Source organism: Candidatus Poriferisodalis sp. (assembly GCF_965208485.1).
In the GTDB taxonomy this organism is placed as follows: Bacteria; Actinomycetota; Acidimicrobiia; order Acidimicrobiales; family Poriferisodalaceae; genus Poriferisodalis.
Window position 1 is genome coordinate 4,095,547 of the sequence record NZ_OZ242344.1, and the last position, 18,623, is coordinate 4,114,169.

10 protein-coding genes and 1 CRISPR repeat array are annotated in these 18,623 nt (G+C 64.0%); of the genes, 9 read left to right on the forward strand and 1 reads right to left on the reverse strand.

Annotation, left to right across the window (positions count from 1 at the left end):
• Positions 1–162: 162 nt before the first annotated feature.
• Positions 163–1,407: an enoyl-CoA hydratase/isomerase family protein gene (locus tag ACOGXQ_RS18780; protein WP_419945127.1), complete on the reverse strand. Its 1,245-nt coding sequence runs from the start codon at positions 1,405–1,407 to the stop codon at positions 163–165.
• Between the two features lie 229 nt (positions 1,408–1,636).
• On the opposite strand from ACOGXQ_RS18780, the gene cas7u reads away from it, so the two are divergent.
• The 9 genes from cas7u to ACOGXQ_RS18825 all read left to right on the forward strand — a co-directional run bounded on the left by cas7u (position 1,637) and on the right by ACOGXQ_RS18825 (position 18,621).
• Complete coding sequence (cas7u, locus tag ACOGXQ_RS18785) at positions 1,637–2,836, forward strand: type I-U CRISPR-associated RAMP protein Csb1/Cas7u (protein ID WP_419945128.1); 1,200 nt, start codon at positions 1,637–1,639, stop codon at positions 2,834–2,836.
• Positions 2,836–4,278, forward strand: coding sequence for a type I-U CRISPR-associated protein Csb2 (gene csb2, locus ACOGXQ_RS18790; protein ID WP_419945129.1), 1,443 nt, complete (start codon positions 2,836–2,838; stop codon positions 4,276–4,278). Before cas7u ends, csb2 begins: the two co-directional genes overlap by 1 nt.
• Before the next feature lie 13 nt (positions 4,279–4,291).
• Positions 4,292–7,051 carry a type I-U CRISPR-associated helicase/endonuclease Cas3 gene (gene cas3u, locus ACOGXQ_RS18795; protein WP_419945130.1) on the forward strand — a complete coding sequence of 920 codons (2,760 nt, stop codon included), beginning with the start codon at positions 4,292–4,294 and terminating at the stop codon, positions 7,049–7,051.
• The gene (locus tag ACOGXQ_RS18800) at positions 7,051–7,965 is read left to right on the forward strand and encodes a hypothetical protein (RefSeq protein WP_419945131.1); all 915 of its coding nucleotides are present in this window, start codon (positions 7,051–7,053) and stop codon (positions 7,963–7,965) included. The genes cas3u and ACOGXQ_RS18800 overlap by 1 nt, the downstream gene beginning before the upstream one ends.
• Entirely contained in the window at positions 7,965–8,570 is a 606-nt protein-coding gene (gene cas4, locus ACOGXQ_RS18805) for a CRISPR-associated protein Cas4 (protein ID WP_419945132.1), read from the forward strand. The genes ACOGXQ_RS18800 and cas4 overlap by 1 nt, the downstream gene beginning before the upstream one ends.
• Positions 8,567–9,580 (forward strand): CRISPR-associated endonuclease Cas1, encoded by a 1,014-nt coding sequence (cas1, locus tag ACOGXQ_RS18810; RefSeq protein ID WP_419945133.1) that lies wholly within the window; start codon positions 8,567–8,569, stop codon positions 9,578–9,580. Before cas4 ends, cas1 begins: the two co-directional genes overlap by 4 nt.
• A 2-nt stretch (positions 9,581–9,582) precedes the next feature.
• Positions 9,583–9,873 (forward strand): CRISPR-associated endonuclease Cas2, encoded by a 291-nt coding sequence (gene cas2, locus ACOGXQ_RS18815; protein ID WP_419945134.1) that lies wholly within the window; start codon positions 9,583–9,585, stop codon positions 9,871–9,873.
• A gap of 131 nt (positions 9,874–10,004) precedes the next feature.
• Positions 10,005–16,224: a CRISPR direct-repeat array (repeat unit 37 nt; unit sequence CTTGGAGGGGGAATATTCCCCCTCCCTTTGTTGAGCG).
• Between the two features lie 571 nt (positions 16,225–16,795).
• A complete protein-coding gene (locus ACOGXQ_RS18820; RefSeq protein WP_419945135.1) occupies positions 16,796–17,773 on the forward strand; it encodes a hypothetical protein in 978 nt (325 codons plus the stop codon).
• On the forward strand, positions 17,773–18,621 hold the full coding sequence (locus ACOGXQ_RS18825; protein WP_419945136.1) for a hypothetical protein: 849 nt from the start codon (positions 17,773–17,775) through the stop codon (positions 18,619–18,621). Before ACOGXQ_RS18820 ends, ACOGXQ_RS18825 begins: the two co-directional genes overlap by 1 nt.
• The last annotated feature ends 2 nt before the right edge of the window (positions 18,622–18,623 follow it).

Genomic DNA, 18,623 nt, shown 5'->3' on the forward strand with positions numbered 1-18,623 from the left:
AGCAGTCCCTTCTGCGAATCTCTCTGCATCACTGCGTCGCCCCCGAAGCAGGGTCAGACATCCGCCGAGGGCGGGCCAAGGGGAGTGACGGCAACCCTGCGGTGCGGATCCCGCAGTACGCAGCGCCGCGAGCGCTCGTCAGGGTGTCGGCGGTTCTCGGCATCAGCTGCGGGTGAAGCTGGGCGCGCGGCGCTCGTTCACGGCGTTGACGCCCTCGTGCCAGTCGTTGGTGGTGCGCAGCCGGTCCTGCTCGGCCTTCTCGTTGTCGGTGGCGACCTTGATGGCATCGGCAAGGCGGCCGCGCATCGTGTGCCGGATGGACTCGACGGCCAGCGGGGCCGAGCCCGCGATCTCGCAGGCGAAGTCGTAGGCCGCCTGACGCAGCTCGTCGAGCGGTACCAGCCTGTCGGCCAAGCCGATCTCGACGGCTTCATCGCCTTTGACGCGCCGGCCCGTGTAGAGCAGGTCCAGGGCTTGCTGGTTGCCGACGAGAAGGGGGAGCGTGACCGTCAGCCCGAAGCCGTGATGGAAGCCCAACCGGGCGAAATTGGCGGTGAAGCGAGCCTCGGGGGCAGCGATGCGAAAGTCCGGGAAGCAGGCCACGCCGAGGCCGCCGCCCACGGCCGCACCCTGGATGGCCCCGACCACCGGCTTGCGCCCCGAGAACAGGTCGAAGGCAGCGTCGTAGAGATGTCGGGGGCTGCCGTCGGCGTTGGCCGCAGTGATCTCGCCGCCTCGGCGGCCGTCGTTGCCGAACTGGGCGCCGGCGCAGAAGTTTTTCCCTTCCGAGCACAGCACGCTGACCCGGCAGCCGTCCTCCTCGTCGAGATCGCCGAACGCGGCCACCAGTCCGTCGATCATCTCAAGGTCGAAGAAGTTGTGCGGCGGCCGGTGAATCTCCACGACGGCCACATGGTCGTCGCCCAGCTTCACCGACACGTCTCCGTACCTGCCGAATTCGTCGAGTGCGCTCTCGTTCATGCGGCGAGCGTAGGTGCACTGCCCGCGATGCGCGCATCTATTCGTGGCCGATTCGCTCCGCCACCACGTAGAGATGCGCGTCGACCACGTCGGCGGCGCCACGGGTGATGAGGGGCGAGGCCGTCGTTGCCGCTGACGGTTGACGCGGGACAGCTCGATGACGCCCGCCCCGGAGGACGGCCGGTCCATGGGCTGCTGGGACGCGAACGCGACGAGATCGTGAAGCTCTTCGGCGAATGGGGCGACACCGCCCGCTTCATGGCCGCCTGCTCGACCGTCCAGCACTGCGGCCGCCCATCCACGCCCACCGACCAAGCCTGGATCGAGTCCCTCTTCGGGTGCCTCAAAGACGAGCACCCCCACCTCGACACGCCCGACTGTTCCGCCGGTCTCGCCCGGGAGCCCGAACGCGTCCGAAGTTTCCATGTATTTTCTGTCGCGACGCGCTCTGCAAGGTGGCGAGTCAACCTCCGCTGGCACAGCCGAGTTCGGCTGCGTCGTCAGCCGCCTCGCATACGGCCGCGGCACGGGTGGCGAATGCGGCTCGCTTCGGCAGCTGCCGCCAGCCTGAGGCATCCGCGAGCGTGTCACAGTCCCTCTGTAGGTTCCAAGAGCCAACGCAGATGTGTGTCGATACCAAAAGAGGGGTAGGGGAATGAGCAAATTGCTGGATGTAGATCGACTCTTGCAGGGCTGTTCGGATGAATCGTTTGATGACGGCTTGCTGATTGAGACCGAACTGTTGCCTACGGCTGGCCCAGGCGCGCCGGTCAAGCCGGCGGTGTACGAGGGGGGCCGCTACCAGCGTGACCGCCGTTGGGCGTCTCCTGATGACGCCGTTCCGCAGGACGTGATTGTCATCGACAATGTGCCGTCGCAGGCCAACCGCCTCGAGGAGCAGCTTCGTCGGGAGAGGAAGCGGAGCGGTTTCCCCGAGATCGTCCTGGACCTCTCCGGCATGGATTGGATGCCGGAGCATCTGCCGCGAGAGTTGTCGAGCTTTCAGTTCCCGCATCGAAACGCCGATGCCTATCTGCGCGACGCGTTGCTCGATGGTCAGCCGTTCGGCAAGTCGAGCATCGGACAAGCAATCTTCGCCGCTACCCCGTGGACTGCAGGAGCACTTGTCGCATGGTTCCCGCAAGCGCTCCTGTATGGCTTCTGGCAATCACACCTCGGCAAGAAGCGCCCCCAGACCAAGCACGCCCGCTCATGGGTCTCGGAGATCATCGGCTGGCAGCCGGCTGCTCGCGAGACAACAGCAACGCTCGGTCTGAAGGGCGATCCGCTCAATCTCAGCATTGACGAAAGCGCGATCTTTGATCCGGATGATCAGGCCGGCTGGAGTCTTGGTGAGAAGGCAGAGAAGGGCCAGGAGAAGAAGAAGCTGTCAGAGCTCGGTCATGGACAGGTTCCGTTCATGAACGACAACGACGCGGCACCGGCCGGTGTCTCGTTCCGGCGCGTCACCCAGCGTGCGTCACTCTCGTTCGCGCAGCTCAGACGCGTGGCAGTCGGCGATGGGTCGCCAAAGGCTGATGACGCGGCGCGGGCGTTGGTTGTTGCGATGGGTCTGCATGCTCACGCGATGGCCTTCGGTCGTGGTTTCGCCCTGCGATCTGGCGCAGAGCTGCGGCCTGAATCGGTTTCCGTGACTTGGCTCAGCGCGAGCGGAGACGAGAAGATCGAACTCGGTGATGCCGAAAGCACCCGGCAGCTTGTAAGTGCTGCGAAGGAGTCGGCGCGGCAGGCTGCGGTGCCGCTTGATGGCTGGGACAGCGAGCCGTTGAGGTTGCAGCCCAATTCGCCGTTGCAACGGGCGATTGGCAACACTTGGCCGAAGCTGGACGACTGATGCTGACGGCGACAGTCGAATTCCTGCACGGCACATTCCGCGCCGATCCCGATGGCACGGCGCACACCGGAAGGCTCTCGCACGGCGAATGGCCCCCTGCACCGTCACGGTTGTTCGACGCCTTGGTAGCCGCTGACGGCACGGGTGACCGATGCCGGCACACCGATGGTTCCGAGCTCGGGGTGCTTGAGACCGCGCCCTGCCCGTCGATTGAGGCTTCGGCCGAGGCGCACCATCAACAGCTCAATGACCGCTTCGTTGTTCAGCAGCGGGGCGGCCCCGTGAAGAGTCAACAGCAGGAATACGTCGCCCGCACGGCCGCATTGGTGCGACCGGGAGTACGCGTTTCGCCTCGTGTGCCCACAGTCCAGTACCGCTGGCCCGTCGAAGTCGATGAGCGACAATTGAGCGCATTGCAGGTACGTGCGGCGCGGGTCGGCTACTTGGGTTGTGCAGATTCTCCCGTGCGGGTCCGCTTCGAGCGGCCGTCCGATGAAGCGGCGTCCCGTGCCGAGGTCTTTGTTCCCGATGAGGCAGGCGACGTCGTAATCGGAGTGCCGGTGCCGGGGCGCGTCCAGATGCTCGACGCTGCTTTCGCAACATGGACTGAGCACGGCACATCCGTTGGCCGTAGCCAGTTCCCGGCTCTCGTGACCAAGGCCCGGTATCGATCACCCTCGGCCGACGAAGGTGCCGCCGCGCACGGCCGCATTGTCGCCGCCTTGATCCTGCGGCCAGCAGTCTCGGGACGGCGAGTGGCGGTGGTCGCTGCGACGTTCAAGGCGGCTGTGCTGCTGCGATTCCAAGATCTTCATGAAGCGGAGCCCCCAGGCGCGCTGCACGGACATGGTTTCGAGGGGACCGGCTATGACTTGGCCAGGTACCTCTCGCTGCCCGACGTCGGACATGCGCACGCGCGAGGGCGCATTCACGCAGTCGCGCTCTGGTTGCCTCCTGAATGCGACGAATCGATCGGTACGGCGGCGCGGGAAGCTGTGCATTCGATACGCCGTCTCGTCGGTCAAGGGGTCAACGTCTCCGCAGAAGCATGGGACGGCCAGCGCCGCCCCCTCGCTGCAAGGCCCGACCGCTGGACTCGCCCGTCGCGCCGCTGGGTGACGGCGTTTCCCGCCATTCACGAGCGGCATGTGCCGCCAACGCTCGAAGAAATCGGCCGCTGGTGCCGGCACGCGGGCCTTCCGCAGCCCGTGTCGTTCCGCTCGTCACGGTCGCCGTTGCTGAAGGGCGGCGCATCGCTAGCGCCCACCGAAGTGCACCGCCCCGGCAAGCCTCAGCGTCCGTATTCGCACGTAGAGCTGCTGTTTGACAAACCCGCAGCTGGGCCGGTGGTGATCGGTTCGGGCCGCCAGCGCGGACTCGGACTGTGCCTGCCCGTCGGCGACCGCTCGGCACTGCCCATGCCTAGCCGGGACCGCGGATGACCACGGCAGCCCTATGTCGGTAGGAAGTCCGCTGCCCGCGATCCCCGATTTCGGCGACTTCTATGCAGCCGTCAATGACGGAAGGCAGCCCTTTCCGTGGCAGGCCAGGTTGGCCGAGCAGGTGCTTGCGGACGGGCGATGGCCCGCAGAGATCGGCATCCCGACAGGGCTCGGCAAGACCTCGTGCTTGGACGTAGCTGTCTGGTGGCTCGCAGCGGAAGCCGAACGAAACCCGCAGGAACGTCGAGCTCCCACGCGTATCTGGTGGGTCGTCAATCGCAGACTGCTGGTGGACACGACAGCGGAACATGCGGATCGAATCGCTGAGCTTCTGCGCGAATCGGCTGCCGGCCGAGTCCAGGGCGATCGCTCCGCCATCGGAAGCGTCGCACTGAGGCTTCAGCACTTGACGGCTGACGGCACGGGCGAACCGTTGCAGGTCGAGAAGCTCCGTGGTGGTGTGGCGCTCGGCCGTCCCCGCGACCCCGCGCAGCCTTCGATCATCCTGTCGACCGTGCCGATGTTCGGCTCTCGGCTGCTGTTTCGCGGATACGGCTCGTCGCGTTCGATGCGGCCGATTGATGCAGCCCTTGCGGGCACAGACAGCCTTGTGCTGGTCGACGAGGCGCATCTCGCGACCCACCTGATGCGTCTCGTGCCGGCCTTGCGGGAGTGCGGCCCTGCAGACGCACCCGTGCTCCCCGGTGATCGCTCTTGGCCCCAGGTCGTATCTCTGACGGCGACCGGCGATGTCGACGCGGATCGCTTCGAGCTCGACGACGAAGACCGCTCGCACGATGTCGTGCAGCAACGCCTCAGCGCAAACAAGCGACTCGAAGTCCGCAAGAGGAACAAGGGCCGCCGCGCCGAAGAGCTGGCCGACGCCACCCTCGGACTGCTGCGCGACGCGGGCCGAGCGACATCGTGCGTCGTGTTCGCGAACACGCCGGCGGACGCCAGGCAAGTGTTCATGCGCATCAAATCACAGCAAGACCGTCTCGGTCTCGATGCACTGCTCCTAACTGGCCGCTCTCGCGAATGCGACGCAGAGGCAGTCCGTGCCCGCGTCGTCGACCCCGAGCAGGGCGCGCCGTCAGGGCATGACCAGAATCGCGAGAAACCGCTCGTTGTCGTCGCGACTCAGACGCTGGAAGTCGGCGCCGACGTCGACTTCGAGTTCCTAGTGACCGAGCAGTGCGGAATCCGAGCTCTTATCCAGCGATTGGGCCGACTCAACCGGCTGGGCCGCCACTCGGGTTCGCGGGCCATCTATGTGCACCTGCCCGCACCGCCACGCAAGGGCGCGGATTTCGATGGGTGGCCCATCTATGGACGCGAGCCCGAGACTGTGCTGGAACGACTTGAACGGGCACAGGGCCTCGATGGCGACATCGACGTCTCACCGCAGCTTGTCCGTGATCTTCTCGGTGCACCCAACGATGATCCCGGCCGCGCACCCGAGCTCCTGCCGGCCCTGCTCTGGGAGTGGACCAAGACCACGACACCGCCCCCCGGCGAGGCGCCCGTAGAGCCGTACTTCTCAGGCATCGCCGATCCGGACCGCTCAGCTTCTGTTATGTGGCGCTGCCATGTGCCCCCCAGCGGCGACAGGCTGTGGCCGCGCCCACGAGACACCGAGACGGTCGACATCCCGCTCCGCGAGCTGCGAGACGAACTCGAAGACGATGAACTCATCAGGCTCGGCAGCGACGGCGTCACGGTCGAAGCGACAACAGCGTTGCGCCTGAGGCCTGGGGACATCGTCGTGCTGCCGACCGATCGAGGCCTGCTCGACGAGTTCGGCTGGTCGCCGGAATCCGACGGGATCGTCGCTGATGTCTCGTTGGCGGTGTCGGGCCTGCCGCTCGACGCAACGGCTCTCCGCCGCTACTGCGGCGTCGACGTTGCGCACGAAGTGCGACGAGTGCTCCAAGGAGACGCTGAGGAACCGGATGACGATGAGCGAGCCGAGGCCGCCGAGGGCCTCGTTGAAGCCTTGAGGGCGTGTTCGCCTCTGCTCTGCGGCGAGGATGAGTGGCACGGCTATCTCGACCGTCTGGATACAACGCCGGTCGACGTCGCAAGCGAAGTCAGCCGACTTGTACTACGCGATACAAGCCTCCCGGCGCTCTATGACGAGTTCGATGAGGTATCGCTCGCTGGTGACCGTGCAGCTGTCGAGCTTGATCTGCATGGGCTGGCAGTAGGGGAGCGAGCTCGTCAGGTGGCGGCGGCACTCGGAGTCGGCGCGGCTGTGGCTTCGGCGGTGGGACGCGCTGCTGACCTGCACGATGTCGGCAAAGCCGATGAGCGGTTCCAGCGGTGGCTCAGTGACGGCGAACCGTCGAGGCCAGCGCTAGCGAAGTCGCGTCTGAGCCGGTCACGTTGGGCTGAAGCACGTGCAGCAGCGGGCTGGCCTCGTGGAGCCCGCCACGAGGAGCTGTCGGCACGTCTCGTGCAGAACTGGCTGCAATGCCAGGAACCAGCTCGCGACGAGCAATTCGACGAACTGCTGATTCACCTCGTCGTCAGCCACCACGGCAGGGGCCGGCCATTCATCATGCCGGTATCTGACGGCACGTTGTCTCCTGTCCGGTCCGAGATCGGTGGCGTCACAGTCACGGCTTGTGCTGATCTGTCGGTCGCGGACTGGGAGCAGCCGGAGCGCTTCGCTCGTCTGAATCTGCATTACGGCGCTTGGGGGCTGGCTTTGCTCGAAGCCGTCGTCCGCCAAGCCGACCACATGGTTTCCGCAGGCGGAGACGTCCGCTGATGTCAGAGCTCGAATGCCCCGGTCTACCGGCCTCCTGGCTGAATGCGTGGCTCGCGGCTGTCGGCACCACCGTGCTCGTTCCGGAGATGCGCTTGTCGTGGACGGACGGACCCGCACCGCAAGCGCTTCTCACCACGAGCGACGGCAGAGACCCGGTGCACGCATTGACGTCAGCGTGGCCTAGTCCCGAACGGATCGCCGAGATGCCGATTGCCGAGCAGCTGCCCGGATGCGAAGACATCGTTCCGAACCTGCCGCTGCGTTCCTTTCGGGAACGGGCGGAGCGATTCCGCGGTCACGACGACTCGTGGTCGATCTCGTCCACCTACACCGACCTTCACGTCGACGAGACGCAACCGGGTGTTGTCCTGGCTGCGAGATCCCGATTCGCGCCGCCAGCACCCGGCCCGGTCGGTCCCATCCATCGCAGGTTGACGCGCGTGTTCGGATTTGTCGACGAGCCATTCGTACAGATCACGGCGACCCTCGAAGGCGGCGCGCGCAGGGTCAACGCCAATGGTTTGGGGTTTGACATCTCACGTGTCACGACTCTCGCCGACGACTCCGACAAGAGCGTGGACCCCGTGCTTGAAGTGCTCGCATTCTTCGGCTTGTCACTGTTGCCGATTCGCGGAGCGGGAACGCGTCGAACGGCCCAGAGCCGGAGTGCATATCTCGCTGCACGACAGCGTCTCTGGTTCTTGGACAGCGATGACGGACGGCGCCATCGCCTGATGTGGCCGGCGTGGAGCTATTCGCTGGGGAGGAACGGGATCGACGCTTTGCTGGACGCTTGGAGTCCTCTGAACCGTGGCACCTGGCGTCGCTTGGGAGTGCATGCTGGGTGGCGGTCTGTCGAGTACAGGTGGCAAGGTAACGATCCGACTCGCGGCATCGGGTCCGAAGCGCTGTGATGACCGAGCCCGTCGTGTTGATCTCGGCGCTCGAGCATTTCGTGTATTGCGAGCGGCAGTGCGCGCTCATTCATGGTGACGGCGTGTGGATGGACAACGCCCATACGGTCCGCGGCTCGCACGCGCATCGGCGGGTGGACAGCGGCCAGCATCGCCGCGAGCGAGGCGTGCTGACGCTGCGATCGATCCCGTTGTGGAGCGAGGCGCTGGGGCTGTCGGGTCGGGCGGACACTGTCGAGTTCGACGACGGTGCCGTCTACCCAGTCGAACACAAGTCCGGTGTTCGTCATGGCAAGGCCGCCGATCTGCAGGTGTGCGCTCAGGCAATGTGTCTCGAGGAGATGATGCGCGTCGAGATTCCTGTCGCATACGTCTGGTACGGCGGGCCGCGCAGGCGGGCACAGGTGCTTCTCGACCGTGAGCTTCGGGCCGATGTGGTCAACACGGTGGAGTCGATCCGCGGGCAGCTGCGTTCGGGTGAGCTGCCTGCGGCGCCCAATGACGCTCGTTGTGGGGAGTGCCAGCTTGAGCCTCATTGTCTGCCGTCCGTGACGGCCACCGCGACGCGGATTGCGAGACTCACGTCGGAAGCGCTGTTGCTGTGAAGGTCCTCAGCACGGTGTACGTGACCGATCACCGGGCCAAGGTGGGCGTGCGCAAGGGATCGCTGACCGTTGCACGCGATTCCGGCACCACCCGCATTCCCTTGGAAGGAGTCGACAGCGTGCTGCTGCTCGGCCGTGCGCAGATCACCTCGGATGCGCTCGCGAGCTGCGCGGCGCGTGGCGTGCGTGTCGCGTCGCTCAAGCGCAACGGCGCGCTGCGATTCGCGTGCAGCGGCCCGATGGGCGGCAACGTCCACCTGCGAAGCGCCCAGCACGCTGCTGCTGCCGACGAGCAGCGATCCCTCACACTCGCCCGCTGCTTTGTCGCTGCGAAAATCCGAAACTCGTGCACGGTCGTGGATCGCTGGTCTCGCGACGCAGACGGCATTCTTGCCGAGTCGCTCCGGAACAGATCGCATCAGATCCGCGAGCGCCTCGGCCGGATCGGTGCTGCGCGGGACGGGGATCATCTCCGGGGCATCGAGGGCGACGCGGCTCGGCTGTACTTCACTTGCATCGGCCAGGCACTGTCGGAGAGCCCGCTGAGCTTCACAGCCCGCAGCCGACGCCCGCCGCGTGACCCGGTGAATGCTGCGATGAGCTTCTGTTACGGGCTGCTCACTACCGAACTCATCGGCGGACTCGACGCTGTCGGCCTCGACTATCAGGTGGGCTACCTTCACCGGGCCCGTTCGGGCCGTCCGTCGCTGGCGCTCGACTTGGCAGAAGAACTGCGTCCCGTGTGCGACCGATTCGTCGTCACGCTGGTCCGCCGGCGCCAGCTCGGCCCCAGCGATTTCGAACGGGTTCCCGGAGGCGCCGTCTACTTCAACAACGGCGGCCGTGCGCGTCTGCTGGAACGCTGGGAAGAACACCGCGAGCACGCCTTCCGGCACGCCGCTCTTGAAAGACCGATCGAGCGCTGGGCATTGCCGACGGTCCAAGCGACGCTGCTTGCGAGACATCTGCGGGGCGATCTGCTGACGTACTCGCCCTTCGTGCTCTCCTAGCCATGGACGTTCTCGTGACCTACGACATCGCAACCGACAAGAAATCGGACGCAAGGCGACTTAAGAAGGTGGCAGATCTTTGTGCCGCGTACGGCACCCGCGTCCAGTACTCGGTATTCGAGTGCCGCGTCACACCTGCGTCATTGGCGAAGCTTCGCGCCGAGCTCGAAGACACCATCGACTGGAACCGCGACACGATCACCCTCTACCGATTTCGCGGTTCGATCAACGATGCCAAGACGATCCTTGGCGTTGAACTCGACTACGAGACAGGCAATCCTTGGATCCTGTGACTCCCGTGCGAACCCACGGTGCTCTTTGACAACAAACGCTCCAGCCGGACCCTGAAGAAGCGCATTTCGCGCGCTACGTGGCAGTTCTAGACCACGAACCATCCTGTTGGTCACGCTCCGTGGCCAGAGGGCTTGGAGGGGGAATATTCCCCCTCCCTTTGTTGAGCGGAGATCACCGGCGACGAAGGTTCCGAGCCTCGTCATCTTGGAGGGGGAATATTCCCCCTCCCTTTGTTGAGCGACGGTCCGCAGCCGCAATCACCGGCTGCGGACCTGCGCTTGGAGGGGGAATATTCCCCCTCCCTTTGTTGAGCGATCGGTCTCGTCGGCAGGGCTCGGTCGGCTTGGCAACCTTGGAGGGGGAATATTCCCCCTCCCTTTGTTGAGCGGCGCCTGACGCCTTTGACGGCGAGTACAAGATCATCTTGGAGGGGGAATATTCCCCCTCCCTTTGTTGAGCGCAGGTCCGAGCGATCAAGACCGGCTCGATGTCGGTCCTTGGAGGGGGAATATTCCCCCTCCCTTTGTTGAGCGTTGAGGCAGAGGTCGTCGGCGGTGATTGAGTCCACTTGGAGGGGGAATATTCCCCCTCCCTTTGTTGAGCGTCCCCCACTGTGTCCGACGTCCGACAAATCCGACACCTTGGAGGGGGAATATTCCCCCTCCCTTTGTTGAGCGCCGAAGTCGAACAGCGCCAGCACCGGCACCGGAGGACTTGGAGGGGGAATATTCCCCCTCCCTTTGTTGAGCGTCGCACCAGGATCAGCACGCCCATAGCGAGCGTCACCACCTTGGAGGGGGAATATTCCCCCTCCCTTTGTTGAGCGTTGTGGGGCGGAGAAGGAAATGAAGAGCTCGGCCCACTTGGAGGGGGAATATTCCCCCTCCCTTTGTTGAGCGCGTCGGACCCGACGCGATCGGACTGTGGGAGAATGCGCCTTGGAGGGGGAATATTCCCCCTCCCTTTGTTGAGCGGTCATCACGCAGCCTCGCCGCGGTCCGACCGTTGCGACTTGGAGGGGGAATATTCCCCCTCCCTTTGTTGAGCGGTCGAAAGCGCCGCAGTCCACGCCTCGGTTGCCGGGGCCTTGGAGGGGGAATATTCCCCCTCCCTTTGTTGAGCGGAGTTCGCGGCGCCGGGGGCGCCAGTCCGGGTGCAACTTGGAGGGGGAATATTCCCCCTCCCTTTGTTGAGCGTGGGGAGCCGCCGGCTGGGACCCAGCCGGCGGCCGTCCTTGGAGGGGGAATATTCCCCCTCCCTTTGTTGAGCGGCTCATCTGTGGCGGACACCCACCTCCTGCATACAGTCCTTGGAGGGGGAATATTCCCCCTCCCTTTGTTGAGCGTCGCCGGCAAGCACGACGGCCGTCGCTCTACACGACTTGGAGGGGGAATATTCCCCCTCCCTTTGTTGAGCGGCGCTGGCATGCCGCGTCGCCGACGAAAACACCGACCTTGGAGGGGGAATATTCCCCCTCCCTTTGTTGAGCGGGCGTCGCTCAGCGGCGGCGGCGCCTCGTCGTGGTCGCCCTTGGAGGGGGAATATTCCCCCTCCCTTTGTTGAGCGGTGCGGCCATTCTTGGCCTTTCTTGGTGCCGGGTTCTTGGAGGGGGAATATTCCCCCTCCCTTTGTTGAGCGCCGTGGATGCCGTTGATGTTGTCGATGCGGATGTGCTTGGAGGGGGAATATTCCCCCTCCCTTTGTTGAGCGCCGTCAGGCACGTTCGCTGTCCGCTGGGCAGAGCCTCTTGGAGGGGGAATATTCCCCCTCCCTTTGTTGAGCGCGGAATCTGTTCGTCGAGTCCGTCGACTATCCGTCCGAGCTTGGAGGGGGAATATTCCCCCTCCCTTTGTTGAGCGCCCCCCCTCGGCCCCGTCTACCCGTGCGGATGCTGGGCTTGGAGGGGGAATATTCCCCCTCCCTTTGTTGAGCGCGCCGGTGCGGATTCTGCGCGCAGCACGCTGACCAGCTTGGAGGGGGAATATTCCCCCTCCCTTTGTTGAGCGCGTTCACGCCGGGCAGACAGCCGAAGCGTGGGCCCGCTTGGAGGGGGAATATTCCCCCTCCCTTTGTTGAGCGCAGTGGACCACGACCACGGCGTTGCTGGTCCAGGACCTTGGAGGGGGAATATTCCCCCTCCCTTTGTTGAGCGCTCCGACTCGCAAGATGTGATGTCGGCGTCAAGGCCCTTGGAGGGGGAATATTCCCCCTCCCTTTGTTGAGCGCGGGCGCTGGTGTGCGAGGGCGTCTCGGACACGTGGAACTTGGAGGGGGAATATTCCCCCTCCCTTTGTTGAGCGACAGTCCCCGGTGCTCAAGAGCATCTGACAGCCGATCTTGGAGGGGGAATATTCCCCCTCCCTTTGTTGAGCGAGCAATGTCCGAATGGACATGGCTGCGTTCGAAGCGCCTTGGAGGGGGAATATTCCCCCTCCCTTTGTTGAGCGTTCGGGCAGTAGGTGTCGACGTCGGCGGAGAGGATCTTGGAGGGGGAATATTCCCCCTCCCTTTGTTGAGCGTGGGGAGCCGCCGGCTGGGACCCAGCCGGCGGCCGTCCTTGGAGGGGGAATATTCCCCCTCCCTTTGTTGAGCGGTCGGGTCGCACGCTGCTGACGTCAGCGGCGACCCGGCCTTGGAGGGGGAATATTCCCCCTCCCTTTGTTGAGCGCCGGGCAGTTCGCGTCGCAGCCGACGTTCCGCGCTGCTTGGAGGGGGAATATTCCCCCTCCCTTTGTTGAGCGCTATCGCTCCGCTTGCACGCCTCGGTGCACCCGTCCTTGGAGGGGGAATATTCCCCCTCCCTTTGTTGAGCGCTCCGGGCGCTCAGCATTGTCGCCTGCGCACTCCCCCTTGGAGGGGGAATATTCCCCCTCCCTTTGTTGAGCGCAGCCCGACGACACGCACGCGTAGACCCGGTCAGACCTTGGAGGGGGAATATTCCCCCTCCCTTTGTTGAGCGGTCGGGTCGCACGCTGCTGACGTCAGCGGCGACCCGCTTGGAGGGGGAATATTCCCCCTCCCTTTGTTGAGCGACGGGAAGCTGCGGTCTTGCCAGGCAGCAGCGTGCTTCTTGGAGGGGGAATATTCCCCCTCCCTTTGTTGAGCGCGGGATGACATAATCGCAGCATGCCGAACTGGTTCTTGGAGGGGGAATATTCCCCCTCCCTTTGTTGAGCGCGGAATGCGGCGCCATTCGAGCTCGGCCATGACGCCTTGGAGGGGGAATATTCCCCCTCCCTTTGTTGAGCGGACGTCATGCCGCTCATCAGGTCACCCCTCGGCGCCCACCTTGGAGGGGGAATATTCCCCCTCCCTTTGTTGAGCGTGGGGAGCCGCCTGCTGGGACCCAGCAGGCGGCCGACTTGGAGGGGGAATATTCCCCCTCCCTTTGTTGAGCGACACCCAGCCAGACCCCCTCATCATGCGTGGTGTCGGGCCTTGGAGGGGGAATATTCCCCCTCCCTTTGTTGAGCGACTGCAGGTGCCGGCCACGTGGCCGGCAGATCGGAGATCTTGGAGGGGGAATATTCCCCCTCCCTTTGTTGAGCGGAGGAGATGGGGGCCGGTTTGGGGGAGGACCTCGACCTTGGAGGGGGAATATTCCCCCTCCCTTTGTTGAGCGCTCGGCGCCTACTCTGCCCTCTCAGAGGCCGAGCGACTTGGAGGGGGAATATTCCCCCTCCCTTTGTTGAGCGGTGGATGAGGTGAACGCTGATCGCGAGGTGCTCAACTTGGAGGGGGAATATTCCCCCTCCCTTTGTTGAGCGTCCGGCATCAGGCCGCCGTCCTGGTCCCGATCGAAGAGCTTGGAGGGGGAATATTCCCCCTCCCTTTGTTGAGCGGACGCCACCGTGCCGGTCATGAACGGCGCGATCTCCTTGGAGGGGGAATATTCCCCCTCCCTTTGTTGAGCGACGATCTCCGGGTTTCACGTCGCTGCCGGCAAAGTGCTTGGAGGGGGAATATTCCCCCTCCCTTTGTTGAGCGGTTGGACGACGTGCCCGACAGCACCTCTTTAGTTCTTGGAGGGGGAATATTCCCCCTCCCTTTGTTGAGCGGCGCAGAATCATCCGGAACTCTTGCACCAACAACGGAGACCTTGGAGGGGGAATATTCCCCCTCCCTTTGTTGAGCGACGATGCCGGCTGGGCATGGACGCTCGACCCGATCCCTTGGAGGGGGAATATTCCCCCTCCCTTTGTTGAGCGAGCGAAGACCTGGAAATCCCGCTCGCCTCGCAGATCTTGGAGGGGGAATATTCCCCCTCCCTTTGTTGAGCGCGCCGCCGCGCCGAGGCCGGCGGCTTCCAGGCCGCGACCTTGGAGGGGGAATATTCCCCCTCCCTTTGTTGAGCGTGCGGGGCTCGGCGCACGAGCCCCGCGAGGGACACGACTTGGAGGGGGAATATTCCCCCTCCCTTTGTTGAGCGCTGGGCCCTCGCCCACCCGAGACCGTCTCTGCGGGCGCCTTGGAGGGGGAATATTCCCCCTCCCTTTGTTGAGCGGGCCGCCGCGCGAGCCGGGTGTTCCGGTCGGACGCGCTTGGAGGGGGAATATTCCCCCTCCCTTTGTTGAGCGGGCCGCCGCGCGAGCCGGGTGTTCCGGTCGGACGCGCTTGGAGGGGGAATATTCCCCCTCCCTTTGTTGAGCGCCCCCCGCGTGGGGTCTGCCGCATTCCGCCGACGCCCTTGGAGGGGGAATATTCCCCCTCCCTTTGTTGAGCGCAGGCTGGTCCACCGGGCGCAACCCGCGCATCGGACCTTGGAGGGGGAATATTCCCCCTCCCTTTGTTGAGCGGCAGATCGTGCTCGCGCTGCCAGACGCGTGGATCGCCTTGGAGGGGGAATATTCCCCCTCCCTTTGTTGAGCGTGGGGAGCCGCCGGCTGGGACCCAGCCGGCGGCCGTCCTTGGAGGGGGAATATTCCCCCTCCCTTTGTTGAGCGCTGGTGCTCTGCGAGCAGGACACCAGCGCGTGGAATCTTGGAGGGGGAATATTCCCCCTCCCTTTGTTGAGCGGCCTGATCTCTGGCGTCCGCCAGGGTGACTGACGCGTCCTTGGAGGGGGAATATTCCCCCTCCCTTTGTTGAGCGCTCCAAGTCCACGCTGACCCCGGCGCGCACTCTACAGCTTGGAGGGGGAATATTCCCCCTCCCTTTGTTGAGCGTCGACGACGACGACATCGAGCGCCTCATCGACGACCTTGGAGGGGGAATATTCCCCCTCCCTTTGTTGAGCGGTGAAAATGGCTGCCGTAGTAGCAAGCCCTTACACGCCTTGGAGGGGGAATATTCCCCCTCCCTTTGTTGAGCGATCAAAATGGCTGCCGTAGTAGCAAGCCCTTACACCTTGGAGGGGGAATATTCCCCCTCCCTTTGTTGAGCGCGCGAAACGGTCTCGCACCACACCAGCGGCTCAGCACTTGGAGGGGGAATATTCCCCCTCCCTTTGTTGAGCGTAGAGCGCAACGAGCGGAAGCTGTCAAATGAAATGCAACTTGGAGGGGGAATATTCCCCCTCCCTTTGTTGAGCGCTTCGACGCGTTCAGCTGGCAGGTGCTGGCGAGAACTTGGAGGGGGAATATTCCCCCTCCCTTTGTTGAGCGGATCCGAGATGGTCTGCAACGCTCGAATGCACCGGGCGCTTGGAGGGGGAATATTCCCCCTCCCTTTGTTGAGCGCAGCTGTCGATCACCCAGCGCGGGGCCGACCGGTTCGCCTTGGAGGGGGAATATTCCCCCTCCCTTTGTTGAGCGTCCGGCTTCCCGATCGGCCCCGCCGGCGACCCGTATGCTTGGAGGGGGAATATTCCCCCTCCCTTTGTTGAGCGTCCGGCTTCCCGATCGGCCCCGCCGGCGACCCGTATGCTTGGAGGGGGAATATTCCCCCTCCCTTTGTTGAGCGTCCCAGTCATCTTCCAAGTCCGCCCAGACACCCCACTTGGAGGGGGAATATTCCCCCTCCCTTTGTTGAGCGACGGTGCGCCCCAAGGCTGGTACCGCAACGGGTGCGGCTTGGAGGGGGAATATTCCCCCTCCCTTTGTTGAGCGTTCGACGCCGCCGAGGCGGTGTCGGACATCCTGCGGCGCTTGGAGGGGGAATATTCCCCCTCCCTTTGTTGAGCGACCAAAGAACGGAGACCCGATAGAAGAATACTCTGACCCCTTGGAGGGGGAATATTCCCCCTCCCTTTGTTGAGCGACGTACGTCCTGTGGAGCATGGCGAGGGCGTGATCCTTGGAGGGGGAATATTCCCCCTCCCTTTGTTGAGCGACGCTCTGTGACGGCACCAGCATCTCAGGGCATCGCCGTGGTGCTTGGAGGGGGAATATTCCCCCTCCCTTTGTTGAGCGTCTCCGACATCAGGTGTCTTAGCAGATACGTGGAATCTTGGAGGGGGAATATTCCGGCTCTTCGCGTTTGCGCGTGGAGTAGGTCGGTGAGGGTGCTGGTGGTGTAGGGAGGGATCCTCCAGAATCGGAGGTGTCAAAGCTTCCGATTCGGGAGGATCCCTGTGGCTGTTGACCTTACGCGTGCGTTGCTGCTGATTGAATCACCCCGGCTTTGCTGGGCGAATCTTGGGACCGCCACGGGCTGTATGGTCCCACGCTCTTGCCAAGGTCGATCAGGAGGTGTTGAGCGCAGGGTGACGCTTTCGGGCGGCAGCACCGCAGAGGCCCGATCCTCCTGCCGCGCGAATGAGGCGTGAGAGCAGCGCGGGGCGCATCGGCTTGGTGTTGACGCTGACGTCGAGATCGGCCAGAGCGTCGGCGACGGCAGCGCGAGCTCGGGCCGTCGAGTCTGTCCAGCTGGTGTTGTGCGGCGCGCCGGTAATTTACAATTGATATATTATTTACGATGTCTGTAAATAAAGGTATAGGCATAAATATAGGATTGGAGCTTGAAGCCGAAGTACTTCGGATCTTGCGCGACATCCCAGGACTCGAGGTCCAAACGCATCGAGTCGAAGCTCGCGGTGCCGATGCTGTCATCCGTGGTGCGGGAACGCAGACCCCGATCGCGATCGAGGTCAAGACCCGAGTCAACGCCGCCAACGTGCACCAGATCATCCACCACGCGCGCGGCACTTCGATGCCGGTTGTCGTCATTGCGCGAGAAATGACCGACGGCGCACGCGAGGCACTTGCTGCGGAGGGCATCGGGACGATCGATGGGCTCGGCAATATCTGCCTGGAGCTGCCAGGGCTGCTAGTGCGAGTCGAAGGCGCAGCGCGGCAACCACGCACCAAGACTCGTGCGACTCTGTCGGGCAAAAGCAGTCTCGTTGCGCAGGCAATGCTTCTCGATACCGAAAGGTCGTGGCATGTCGCCGATCTGGCAGAGCATGCGGGCGTCTCCCCGGCACTCGCGCATCGAGTGCTGCAGCGCCTTGGCGACTTGGAGATCGTGGCATCCCAAGGTGCCGGACCGTCCAAACGACGACGTCTCGTCGAGCCTTCCGCCCTGTTTGACCTCTGGGCCGAGGAACACCGTGACCGCAGCCGGCGATACCCCGCGTTCATTCTGGCCTCCGCCACTGACGACGTGACTGCGACGGTGTGTCGCAATCTCGAGTCCGCTGGCGTCACCTACGCCCTGACAGGCGCTGCGGCGATCGCGCGCGTCGCTCCGATCCTCACCAGCATCCCCGTCGTCGAAGTGTGGTTCGAGGGGATTGCTGACCCGGCAGCTGTGCGCGAAGAAATCGGAGCTGACCAAGTCACGTCAGGACCTAACGTCGTGCTTCAGCAAGAACGCGACGACGTTCCCTTGGCGTACCGGACTCGAAGAGATGGCGTCTGGCTCGCCAATGTGTGTCGTCTGTACATCGATGCGAGACGAGATCCTCAACGAGGATCAGAGCAGGCAGATCATCTGCGACGCGAAGCAATCGGCTTCTGATGGCACCAGAGCACAGCAGCGAATACGACACCGCCGCCACGGAACGCTGCGAACGGGTGCTGGTGACGCTGCTCGGCGACATCGGACCCTGGGGTGACAGAGTCGTGCTGGTCGGAGGGCTCGCGCCCCGTTACCTCGTCGGATCAGCTCCTCTGGTGGCCAGCCCCCACGTCGGGACCACCGACATGGACCTGGTCATCACGCTCGCCGTCGACGACTCCGGCGAGACTTACGCCACTCTCTGCCGGAATCTCGAGCGTTCCGGTTTCGCTCGCGGCGATCACAGCTACCAGTGGCAACGTCGCGTCGATGGCATCAAGGTGGATGTTGAGTTCATCTGCGAAACCGATCAAGTACGTCCGGGAGCCATCTACCGTCCGAAGCAAGGAACCGGCTCGAACTTCGCCGCCTTCAATGCACCTGGCGCTGGCTTGACTTCGCAGGACTATGTCGAGGTGTCTGTGACAGCGGAACGCCTCGACGGAGGCGGACTCTCGACTGTGGCGCTTCGCGTCGCTGGCGTGTTGATCTTCACCGTGCTCAAACTGCTGGCGTTCCAGCAGCGCCATCACAACAAGGATTCCTACAACCTCGTCTACACATTGAAGAACTTCGACGGCGGGCCGACGGCCGCGGGTGAAGCTGATGCCCAGAGCCCCGTGCGCTCCGAGAAATCGGTCGCCGACGCGCTTGAGCTACTGCGGGAGCGGTTCGCGTTGCCGGACAACGATGCTCCGGTCGCCTATGCGAACTTTTTGGCAGACCGGGACGATCTCGAGCACAAGGCTCGCTTGCGCAATGAAGCCGTAGCGGTTGTGCGGCAGTTCTTGGCCGGCACGGGAGCCTGAGC

Bases quoted from the DNA above. Each gene is read 5' to 3' on its own strand.
- ACOGXQ_RS18780 (WP_419945127.1), bottom strand. From the start codon at position 1,407: ATGGAAACTTCGGACGCGTTCGGGCTCCCGGGCGAGACCGGCGGAACA.
- cas7u (WP_419945128.1), top strand. From the start codon at position 1,637: ATGAGCAAATTGCTGGATGTAGATCGACTCTTGCAGGGCTGTTCGGAT.
- csb2 (WP_419945129.1), top strand. From the start codon at position 2,836: ATGCTGACGGCGACAGTCGAATTCCTGCACGGCACATTCCGCGCCGAT.
- cas3u (WP_419945130.1), top strand. From the start codon at position 4,292: ATGTCGGTAGGAAGTCCGCTGCCCGCGATCCCCGATTTCGGCGACTTC.
- ACOGXQ_RS18800 (WP_419945131.1), top strand. From the start codon at position 7,051: ATGTCAGAGCTCGAATGCCCCGGTCTACCGGCCTCCTGGCTGAATGCG.
- cas4 (WP_419945132.1), top strand. From the start codon at position 7,965: ATGACCGAGCCCGTCGTGTTGATCTCGGCGCTCGAGCATTTCGTGTAT.
- cas2 (WP_419945134.1), top strand. From the start codon at position 9,583: ATGGACGTTCTCGTGACCTACGACATCGCAACCGACAAGAAATCGGAC.
- ACOGXQ_RS18825 (WP_419945136.1), top strand. From the start codon at position 17,773: ATGGCACCAGAGCACAGCAGCGAATACGACACCGCCGCCACGGAACGC.